Consider the following 9,625-nt stretch of genomic DNA (forward strand, 5'->3'; position numbering starts at 1 on the left):
CTCGAAGAGGTGCGCAGCCATCTGCTGGCCATGGGCGGCCTGGTGGAAAAGCAGGTCAACGACGCGGTAACCGCGTTGATCGAGGCCGACTCGGGCCTGGCCCAGCAAGTGCGCGAAGTGGACGAGCAGATCAACCAGATGGAGCGCAATATCGACGAGGAGTGCGTGCGCATCCTCGCCCGTCGTCAGCCGGCGGCCTCCGACCTGCGCCTGATCATCAGCATTTCCAAGTCGGTGATCGACCTGGAGCGCATCGGTGACGAGGCGACCAAGATCGCCCGCCGTGCCATCCAGCTGTGTGAAGAGGGCGAGTCGCCGCGCGGTTACGTCGAAGTGCGCCATATCGGTGACCAGGTGCGCAACATGGTGCGCGACGCGCTGGACGCCTTTGCCCGCTTCGACGCCGAGTTGGCGTTGTCGGTGGCCCAGTACGACAAGACCATCGACCGCGAGTACAAGACCGCCCTGCGCGAGCTGGTGACCTACATGATGGAAGACCCGCGCTCGATCTCGCGGGTACTCAGCGTGATCTGGGCGCTGCGTTCGCTGGAGCGTATCGGTGACCATGCGCGCAACATCTCCGAGCTGGTGATCTACCTGGTGCGCGGCACCGACGTGCGCCACATGGGCCTCAAGCGCATGACTGCAGAAGTGCAGGGTACCGCTTTCGCCGACGGCGAAAAGGCTAATGTTCCGGGCAAACCTGACGATAAATAAGGTTGCTCCCGTGCATCGACGCCCGGCCTACGCCGGGCGTTTTCGTTTGCGGTCGAGGAGCCGGCAGGCACCCGCGAACGATGTGAAGAAGTCCCGGCGTGACCAGGTTGTAGCAAATGGCCATTATTTGCCAGTAGGCTAGTCGGGATTCAAAAGGAGTATCGATGAGTAAAGTGAATGTGCTGGTCGTGGATGACGCCCCGTTTATCCGTGACCTGGTCCGCAAGTGCCTGCGCAATGCCTTTCCGGGCATGGCCATCGACGATGCGGTCAACGGTCGCAAGGCCATGGCCATGCTGGGCAAGGAAGCATTCGACCTGGTCCTGTGTGACTGGGAAATGCCGGAAATGTCCGGCCTGGAACTGCTCACCTGGTGCCGTCAGCAGCCTGCGCTGAAAAACCTGCAGTTCATCATGGTGACCAGCCGTGGCGACAAGGAAAACGTCATTCAGGCGATTCAGGCGGGCGTTTCCGATTTTGTCGGCAAGCCGTTCACCAACGAGCAACTGCTGACCAAGGTGAAAAAAGCCCTGAGCAAAATCGGCAAGCTCGACAGCCTGATGGCCATCGGCCCTGCACGGGGCAATTCAGCGTTTGCCAATGATTCGCTGAATGCGCTGACAGCCGGCAAGCCGGAGGCGGTCAAGGTCGCGGCGCCGGCTCCCGCCAGGCCAGTGGTCACGGCTCCCGCTGCAGCCGCGACGGCTAGCACCACGCCGAGCGGTCGCGGGCAGGGCCAGCTGCGCCTGGCCAGTGGCATGCAGCCGTGCGTGATCAAGGCGCTGAGCCTTAAAGAAGCGCTGCTGGTAGTGCGCCGCAGCGAAGCGCTGCCGCAGGTGCTGGAGGGCGCGGTGCTGGACCTGGAACAGGGCGAAAGCGCTGAAGTGGCACGGCTCAATGGCTACCTGCATGCCGTTGCCGCACTGGAGCCCAAGCCTGACAGTGACTGGCTGCAACTGACCTTCAAGTTTGTCGACCAGGACGCCCAGAAGCTCGACTACCTGTCGCGGCTGATTGCCCGTGGCACTGCGCAGAAACACTTCTCCCCCGGCGCTTGATAGCCAAGGGCAGGATGCGCCCAGGGGAGCGACTGCCTGGCGCAGAACTTGAAAAGCCTGTGCGATCCCTGTGGGAGCGGGCTTGCCCGCGAACACGGGCGAAGCCCGTGCCATCCACCCCGTCGCCTGCTTCGCGGGCACGCCCGCTCCCACACAGCGTGTCATCCGACCAGCTGTCATACCCGCCACAAAACCTGCTGCTAGGCTTCGACAGATCATAACTGTCAAAAAGCCACTATCATGCCCGCCCGCCTGCTGCTGTTCTGTGCCTTGCTCCTGGCCTCGGCGTCGAGCCTGGGCGTTACCCTGCATGCGATCACCGATGACCGCGGGATGGTCTCGTACTCCGATCGGCCAGGCCCCGGTTCCAGGGCTACGCAGCTGAACGAACCCATGTTCGAGATGATGGAAAGCGAGGTACGCCTGAACGCGATCGTGTTTCAGGGGGGCGTGAGTTTCTCGGCACGTAACGAACTGCTTGTGCCCGTGCAGGTCGAGTTGCGCCTGGACAACCTGGTCAATGCACAAGGCGGCGATGCCCCGCGCTTCGTGCGCCGCGTGCTGCCGCCGCGTACAACACAGCTGCTCAGCGTGCTGAGGGGGCGCCCCGGGACATTGCTGAATTACCGCTCGACCCTGCTGCAGGCAATGGGTGACCCCGGCAAGCGGCCGCAAGGCTACCGTTACGCGTTCCCGTGGGTGGGGGGGCCTTTCCGTGTCACCCAGGGCCCGAATGGTCGTGTCAGCCATTTCGGCCCCAAGGGGCGTTACGCCATGGATATCGCCATGCCCGAAGGTACTACCATCATTGCGGCGCGGGAGGGTGTGGTGGTGAGCATGGAGAATAGCCAGAGCGGACGCGGGCCGAACCCGGCCGGCAACTTCGTCAGGATCCTGCACGCCGACGGCACCATGGGCGTCTACCTGCACCTGATGCGCGGATCGGTGGCCGTGGCGGCGGGGCAGCGGGTGCGGCTAGGCCAGGTGCTGGCCAAGTCGGGCAATACCGGTAACAGCACCGGCCCGCACCTGCATTTCGTGGTGCAGCGCAACGTCGGGTTGGCGCTGGAGTCGATTCCATACCGGTTCGACAGGCCGATCAGCGGGTTGCCGGATTTTACTGCGGGCAACCCCTGATCGGTATAGCCGTCAATCCAGCTTGAGCACCTTGGCCAGCACGATCTTCGGCCCTTTCATCTTCTTGATGATGATGCGCAGCCCTTCGACCTCCAGCACTTCCTCTTCTTCAGGCACACGCTTGAGCGTCTCGTAGATCAACCCGGCCAGGGTTTCTGCCTCGATATGGTCAAGGTCAATGCCCAACAGGCGCTCGACCTTGAACAGCGGCGTGTCGCCGCGCACCAGCAGCTTGCCCGGCTGGTAAGCGAGGATGCCGCGTTCGGTCTTGCGGTGCTCGTCCTGGATATCGCCCACCAGCACTTCAAGCACGTCTTCCATGGTCAGGTAGCCGATGACCTTGCCATCGGCTTCCTCCACCAGTACGAAGTGCGCGCCGCCCTTGCGGAACTGCTCCAGCAACTGCGACAGGGGCATGTGCCGCGACACGCGCTCCAGTGGCCGGGCGAGGTCTTCCAGGTCGATGTTCTCGGGCAAGTGCTCCAGTTCGGCCAGCTCCAGCAGCAGGTCCTTGATGTGCAGCAGGCCGGTGAACTCCTCGCGTTGGGCGTCGTACACCGGGTAACGGCTGAACTTGTGGCGGCGCACCAGGGCCAGGATCTGCTTCAACGGCGCCTGCGCGTCGATGCTGACCATGTCCTCGCGCGAGTTGGCCCAGTCGACCACTTCCAGCTCGCCCATCTCCACCGCCGAAGCCAGCACGCGCATGCCTTGGTCGCTTGGGTCCTGGCCACGGCTGGAGTGCAAAATCAGCTTCAGCTCCTCACGGCTGTAGTGGTGCTCGTGGTGCGGGCCGGGCTCGCCCTGGCCCGCAATGCGCAGGATGGTGTTGGCACTGGCATTGAGCAGGTAGATAGCCGGGTACATCGCCCAGTAGAACAGGTACAGCGGTACCGCCGTCCACAGCGACAGCAGCTCCGGCTTGCGGATCGCCCACGACTTGGGTGCCAGTTCGCCGACTACGATGTGCAGGTACGAGATGACGAAGAAGGCGACGAAGAACGAAACACCCTTGATTACTTCGGGCGAGTCGACACCGAAGTACGCCAGCAGCGGTTCGAGCAGGTGGGCGAAGGCGGGCTCGCCGACCCAGCCCAGGCCCAGCGAGGCCAGGGTGATGCCCAGCTGACAGGCCGACAGGTAGGCGTCCAGCTGGTTGTGTACCTTGCGCAGGATGCTGCCGCGCCAGCCGTGCTGTTCGGCGATGGCCTCGACGCGTGTGGAGCGCAACTTGACCATGGCGAACTCGGCGGCAACGAAGAAGCCGTTGAGCAGCACCAGCAGGAAGGCGAAGATGATCATGCCGAAATCGGCGAATAACGAGGTGAGGCTGATACCAGGGGAAGGGTCCATGATGGAGTTTTTACGGGGTCCGTCTTTGAGATAGGAAGAAAAAAAGTGCCAGCTCTAGCTGGCACAGGGGATCCAATGTAGCGGCTGGGGCAATAAAAGCAAATAGCCGAGGATTTATTGCGGTCCCTGTGGGAGCGGGCGTGCCCGCAAAGGGCCGCACAGCGGCGCCGCGATCAACCCTTGTCGTTAGCCAATTGTGTCGGCGTAAAGTGACAGGTAAAGGTACTGCCATGCCCCGGCACGCTGCTGATCTCCAGCTTGCCGCGGTGGCGCATCAGCACATGCTTGACGATCGCCAGCCCCAGCCCGGTGCCGCCGGTATTCGACGCACGGCTTGAATCCACCCGGTAGAAGCGTTCGGTCAGGCGTGGCAAGTGCTTGGCATCGATACCCACCCCCGAGTCCTGCACCGACAAGTGCGCACCCTGCGCATCTGCCCACCAGCGGATGCGGATGTTGCCTTCGTCCTGGGTGTACTTGACGGCATTGAACACCAGGTTGGAAAAGGCACTGCGCAGTTCCGATTCGCTGCCCTTCAGACATATGCCCGGGGCGGCCTCCAGGGTGATGCGCTGGTTGCGCGGCCCCGACAGTGCCTGCGCGTCGTTCTTGATCGCCGCGAGCAAGGCATCGACGGCCACCGGCTGGTTGTCCGACGGGTAATCGGTGGCTTCCAGCTTGGCCAGCAGCAGCAGGTCGTTGAGCAGGGTCTGCATGCGCGAGCCCTGCTGGCTCATCTGCTGCAGGGCGCGGCACCAGCGCGGGTTGACGTCCTCGACGTTGTCCAGCAGGGTTTCCAGGTAACCGGTGATGACTGTCAGCGGCGTGCGCAGTTCGTGGGACACGTTGGCGACGAAGTCCTTGCGCATCTGTTCCAGCTGGTGGATGCGTGTGACATCGCGCACCAGCATCAGGTGCTCGTTGTTGCCGTAGCGGGTGATGTGCAGCTGCACGCGCATGCGGTCGTTGATCGGTGAGGGGATTTCCAGCGGTTCGAGGTAGTTCTCTGCCTCGAAGTACTCCTTGAAGCGCGGGTGGCGGACCAGGTTGGTCACCTGCTGGCCGCCGTCCTGTGGGGTCTTGAAACCCAGCAGGGTCTCGGCGGCGCGGTTCCACCATTCCAGGTTGCCATCGCTGTCGAGCATGATCACTGCGTCTCGCAGTGCGGCGGTGGACTCCTGCACCCGGTCGATCACTGCCTGCAGGCGGCCGCGCACGCGCTGGTCGCGGCGTTGCAGGTGGTAGATGCTGTCAAACACCTCGCCCCACAGGCCATAACCATCGGGCGGTGCTTCGTCGGGTTGGTGGTTGCGCAGCCAGTCATGCAGGCGCAACAGTTGCTTGAGGGTCCAGCCCAGGTAAAGCGCAAGGCCGATGGCCAGGCTCCAGCCATAGTAGCCGCTGACCAGCCCGCCTATCAGGCAGACGGTGATCAGCAGCAGCAAGTGGCGAATCAGGGTCGCGTGCCAGTTCTGGTTCAATTGACGGTCCTTGTACAACGACGTGCAGCTTGGCGCTTTTGAACTCGATCAGCTCTTGGTCGAGAAGCGGTAGCCAGTGCCCCGGACGGTTTGTACCAGATTTTCGTAGGCTTCACCCAGCGCCTTGCGCAGGCGCCGAATGTGCACATCGACCGTGCGTTCTTCGACATAGACATTGCCACCCCAGACCTGGTCCAGCAGCTGGCCGCGGGTGTAGGCGCGCTCCTGATGGGTCATGAAGAACTGCAGCAGGCGATATTCGGTAGGGCCCATTTCGGCCGGCTTGCCATCGATGGTCACGCGGTGGCTGATCGGATCGAGCAGCAGGCCACCCACTTCGATCGGCGCTTCGCTGTCGCTCGGGCCAGTGCGGCGCAGCACGGCTTTCAGGCGGGCGACCAGCTCACGAGGTGAGAACGGCTTGGTGATGTAGTCGTCGGCGCCTACTTCCAGGCCCTGGATCTTGTTGTCCTCTTCACCCTTGGCGGTAAGCATGATGATCGGGATGTCGCCGGTCAGCTCGTCGCGCTTGAGGCGGCGGGCCAGTTCGATGCCGGAGGTGCCTGGCAGCATCCAGTCGAGCAGGATCAGGTCCGGCTTGCGGTCGACGATGATCGCATGGGCCTGTTGGGAGTTTTCCGCTTCCAGGCAGTCATAGCCGGCCATTTCCAGGGCAACGGCGATCATCTCGCGAATAGGCGCTTCGTCGTCGACGATCAGAATGTTCCTGCCAACCATGCTCAAAACCTCTCCTGGATTCGGTGTCTTGGCCCGCATTAGATAACGGAATTATTGCAGCTGTGTGACAGGGTGTTGGCCGTTCTGGCGACATTCCATGACTGAACTAGGCTTCAGAGGGCCGCTGAAGCGGCAATCCGAACTCATTTCCCCCGAAACAATGGTGAATCCAATGACACGACAAACGCTGAGCTGGATGGCCCTTTTCACTGCGCTGGCGCTCCCGGGGGTGGCCTCGGCCCACCATGCCATGGAGAAGGATGGCATGTGGGTCGATCATGCTGGCATGACGCTGTACACCTTTGACAAGGATGCGGGCGGCAAGTCGATGTGCAATGGCGAATGCGCTACCAACTGGCCGCCATTGATGGTCAGTGATGGCGAAAAGGCCGAGGGCAAGTGGACGCAGATCAAGCGTGATGACGGCAAGATGCAATGGGCCTATGACGGCAAGCCGCTGTACACCTTCGTCAAGGACAAGAAGGCCGGCGACATGACCGGTGACGGTATGAAGGACGTGTGGCACGTTGCCAAGCCTTGAAGGTGCCGGGGCCGCTGTGCGGCCCATCGCCGGCAAGCCAGCTCCCCCAGGCCATGTACAAGCCCTGAAGGTGGCGCCGTACCTGTTGGAGCTGGCTCGCCGGCGATAGCGCCATCAGCATTAACGCAACGCGTAATCCAGCACCACCCCGATGAACACCAGCAACCCCGCCCAATGATTGTGCAGGAACGCCTTGAAGCACGCGTCCCGGTCCAGCTTGCGCGTCGACCAGTACTCCCAGGCGAAGCACGCCGCCGCACCCAGCAGCCCCAGGTGGAACCAGCCACCCAGCTCGAAACGGCTGCCCGCCAGCAACAGGCAGCCGAGCGATAGCAGCTGCAAGGTCAGGATGATGTTGCGGTCGGCCTCGCCGAACAGGATCGCGGTCGACTTCACGCCAATTTTCAGGTCGTCATCGCGGTCGACCATGGCGTAGTAGGTGTCGTAACCCACCGTCCACAGCAGGTTGGCGATATACAGCAGCCACGCGCTGGCCGGCAGCCCGCCACCTGCGGCAGTGAAGGCCATGGGGATGCCCCAGGAATACGCTGCCCCCAGTACCACCTGCGGATAGTAGGTGTAGCGCTTCATGAACGGGTAGCAGAACGCCAGGGCCACGGCGCCGAACGACAGCCACACCGTGCGGCTGTTGGTGCACAGCACCAGCAGGAAGCTCACCCCGACCAGGATGGCGAACAGCGCCAGTGCCTCGCGTGGCCGGACCCGGCCACTGGCCAGGGGGCGGTCGGCGGTGCGCTTGACGTGGCCGTCCACCTTGCGGTCGGCAAAGTCGTTGATGCAGCAGCCGGCAGCGCGCATCAGCACCACGCCCAGACCGAATATGAGCACGTTGGCCAAGGTCGGCGAACCGTTGCCGGCAATCCACACTGCCGACAGGGTTGGCCACAGCAGCAGGTAGATACCGATCGGCCGGTCCATGCGGCTGAGCTGGACAAAGTCCCACGCGCGCGGGTGCAGACGGTTGAGCGACTTCAGCAGTTGCAGGTACATCAGCGGTTATCCTCCTTGGCCGCTTGCCACACTGCCGGCAGAAACACTTCTGCTACCAGCAGTTCCAGGCCACCACGTTCGAAGCGCGAGCGACGCCCCCAGAGCGCTGCATCGGCCGCTGCAGGCGGCAGCCAGGCCTGTGGATAAGTGCAGACCTCGATCGGGTGGCGGATGAACGCCTGGTCGCAGAACAGCAACTCTCCCAGCGAACGGCTGCCCAGGGTTTTCAGGTCCAGGCCGCCGCGCTGCAGGGCACTGCGGCTGGCAACGCTGCGGGCGAACACCCAAGGCTGGCCATGGCCACGCAAGTACACCTCGCGCACCCAGCCTTCGGCACCCGCAGCGATACCCAGCGCCTGGCATTCGTCATCGCGCAGCGGCTGCCAGCCCTCGAACAGTGGGGTGACGGAAAACTGGTCATTGGCCAGGCGGGTCAGGCGGCGAGTCAGCGAGCCCTCGTCGAACAGCCAGTCAAGGATCGGCTGGTCGATGTCGGTCGCCAGCTGTGAATACGGCAGCCACGCGACAGCGGCTGCTTGCGGGGATTCGTACGACACGTTGGTATGCTTTGTTACAGCCAGAGAGGCGGCGAGCTTAGCATGATTGCCCTGACTGCTTGCATACTGCCGGCAGGGCCGCTACAAAGCCCTACCCTGTGTGAGGACTGAGCCTGATGAAAAAATGGCAGTGTATTGTTTGTGGCCTGATTTATGACGAAGCCGAGGGCTGGCCGGACGACGGCATCCCCCCTGGCACCCGTTGGGAAGATGTACCGGAAGACTGGCTGTGCCCTGATTGCGGCGTCGGCAAAAGCGACTTTGAAATGATCTTCATCGGCTGATAGAGGAAAGCACGACATGACGTCCCCCGTGGTAATCATCGGTACCGGCCTGGCGGGCTACAACCTGGCCCGCGAGTTTCGCAAGCTCGATACGCAGACGCCGCTACTGCTGATCACCGCCGATGACGGTCGGTCCTACTCCAAGCCCATGCTCTCCACCGGCTTTGCCAAGCACAAAGGCGCCGATGGCCTGTGCATGGCCGAGCCGGGTGCCATGGCCGAGCAACTGAACGCAGAGATACGCACCCACACCCGTATCAGCGGCATCGATCCGGGCCACAAGCGCCTGTGGATCGGCGAAGAAGCCGTGGAATATCGCGACCTGGTGCTGGCATGGGGCGCCCAGACCGTGCAGGTGCCGATCGAGGGCGATGGCAGCCGGCTGGTGTTCCCGATCAACGACCTGGAAGACTACGCGCGCTTCCGTGCTGCAGCCGATGGCAATCAGCGGGTACTGATCCTCGGTGCCGGCCTGATCGGTTGCGAGTTCGCCAACGACATGAGCCTTGGCGGTTTTCAGGTCGACGTCGTCGCGCCGTGCGAGCAGGTCATGCCAACCTTGCTGCATCCGGCTGCTGCCAGCGCCGTGCAGGCCGGGCTGCAAGCCCTGGGTGTGCGTTTCCACCTTGGCCCGGTGCTGACCCGCCTGCAGCAGGCAGCTCATGGCCTGGAGGCGCATCTGTCGGATGGCAGCGTGATCGCCTGCGACCTGGTGGTCTCGGCCATCGGCCTGCGCCCGCGTACCGAC

General features: G+C 63.0%; 11 protein-coding genes. 6 read left to right on the forward strand and 5 right to left on the reverse strand.

The genetic code is table 11. From position 1 onward, the window contains the following. The 3 genes from phoU to HP546_RS20045 all read left to right on the forward strand — a co-directional run. Positions 1–717, forward strand: a 717-nt coding sequence (gene phoU, locus HP546_RS20035) for a phosphate signaling complex protein PhoU (protein WP_172228662.1), incomplete at its 5' end; no start/stop codon positions are given. Positions 718–881: 164 nt separating this feature from the next. Next, positions 882–1,775, forward strand: coding sequence for a response regulator (locus tag HP546_RS20040; RefSeq protein WP_172228664.1), 894 nt, complete (start codon positions 882–884; stop codon positions 1,773–1,775). A 240-nt stretch (positions 1,776–2,015) separates the two neighbouring features. Next, positions 2,016–2,912, forward strand: coding sequence for a M23 family metallopeptidase (locus tag HP546_RS20045; protein ID WP_172228665.1), 897 nt, complete (start codon positions 2,016–2,018; stop codon positions 2,910–2,912). A 12-nt stretch (positions 2,913–2,924) separates the two neighbouring features. Here the strand turns inward: HP546_RS20045 and HP546_RS20050 are convergent, their stop codons facing one another. The 3 genes from HP546_RS20050 to phoB all read right to left on the reverse strand — a co-directional run bounded on the left by HP546_RS20050 (position 2,925) and on the right by phoB (position 6,484). After that, on the reverse strand, positions 2,925–4,265 hold the full coding sequence (locus HP546_RS20050; RefSeq protein WP_172228667.1) for a hemolysin family protein: 1,341 nt from the start codon (positions 4,263–4,265) through the stop codon (positions 2,925–2,927). A gap of 173 nt (positions 4,266–4,438) precedes the next feature. Next, a complete protein-coding gene (gene phoR / locus HP546_RS20055) occupies positions 4,439–5,746 on the reverse strand; it encodes a phosphate regulon sensor histidine kinase PhoR (RefSeq protein ID WP_172228669.1) in 1,308 nt (435 codons plus the stop codon). A 48-nt stretch (positions 5,747–5,794) separates the two neighbouring features. Beyond that, positions 5,795–6,484 (reverse strand): phosphate regulon transcriptional regulator PhoB, encoded by a 690-nt coding sequence (gene phoB / locus HP546_RS20060; protein WP_003253341.1) that lies wholly within the window; start codon positions 6,482–6,484, stop codon positions 5,795–5,797. Positions 6,485–6,656: 172 nt separating this feature from the next. On the opposite strand from phoB, the gene HP546_RS20065 reads away from it, so the two are divergent. Next, positions 6,657–7,025, forward strand: a complete 369-nt coding sequence (locus HP546_RS20065) for a hypothetical protein (RefSeq protein WP_172228671.1) — start codon at positions 6,657–6,659, stop codon at positions 7,023–7,025. 120 nt (positions 7,026–7,145) lie between these two features. On the opposite strand, the gene ubiA is transcribed toward HP546_RS20065, so the two are convergent. Beyond that, complete coding sequence (ubiA, locus tag HP546_RS20070; RefSeq protein ID WP_172228673.1) at positions 7,146–8,036, reverse strand: 4-hydroxybenzoate octaprenyltransferase; 891 nt, start codon at positions 8,034–8,036, stop codon at positions 7,146–7,148. After that, positions 8,036–8,593 (reverse strand): chorismate lyase, encoded by a 558-nt coding sequence (locus tag HP546_RS20075; protein WP_172228675.1) that lies wholly within the window; start codon positions 8,591–8,593, stop codon positions 8,036–8,038. The genes ubiA and HP546_RS20075 overlap by 1 nt, the downstream gene beginning before the upstream one ends. Before the next feature lie 116 nt (positions 8,594–8,709). Between HP546_RS20075 and rubA the strand changes: the two genes are divergently transcribed. After that, positions 8,710–8,877: a rubredoxin RubA gene (gene rubA / locus HP546_RS20080; RefSeq protein WP_172228677.1), complete on the forward strand. Its 168-nt coding sequence runs from the start codon at positions 8,710–8,712 to the stop codon at positions 8,875–8,877. A 16-nt stretch (positions 8,878–8,893) separates the two neighbouring features. Beyond that, positions 8,894–9,625, forward strand: a 732-nt coding sequence (locus HP546_RS20085; protein WP_172228679.1) for an NAD(P)/FAD-dependent oxidoreductase, incomplete at its 3' end; no start/stop codon positions are given.

This window comes from Pseudomonas sp. CM25 (assembly GCF_013179705.1).
In the GTDB taxonomy this organism is placed as follows: Bacteria; Pseudomonadota; Gammaproteobacteria; order Pseudomonadales; family Pseudomonadaceae; genus Aquipseudomonas.

Bases quoted from the DNA above. Each gene is read 5' to 3' on its own strand.
- phoB (WP_003253341.1), bottom strand. From the start codon at position 6,484: ATGGTTGGCAGGAACATTCTGATCGTCGACGACGAAGCGCCTATTCGC.
- HP546_RS20045 (WP_172228665.1), top strand. From the start codon at position 2,016: ATGCCCGCCCGCCTGCTGCTGTTCTGTGCCTTGCTCCTGGCCTCGGCG.
- rubA (WP_172228677.1), top strand. From the start codon at position 8,710: ATGAAAAAATGGCAGTGTATTGTTTGTGGCCTGATTTATGACGAAGCC.
- HP546_RS20065 (WP_172228671.1), top strand. From the start codon at position 6,657: ATGACACGACAAACGCTGAGCTGGATGGCCCTTTTCACTGCGCTGGCG.
- ubiA (WP_172228673.1), bottom strand. From the start codon at position 8,036: ATGTACCTGCAACTGCTGAAGTCGCTCAACCGTCTGCACCCGCGCGCG.
- HP546_RS20050 (WP_172228667.1), bottom strand. From the start codon at position 4,265: ATGGACCCTTCCCCTGGTATCAGCCTCACCTCGTTATTCGCCGATTTC.
- HP546_RS20040 (WP_172228664.1), top strand. From the start codon at position 882: ATGAGTAAAGTGAATGTGCTGGTCGTGGATGACGCCCCGTTTATCCGT.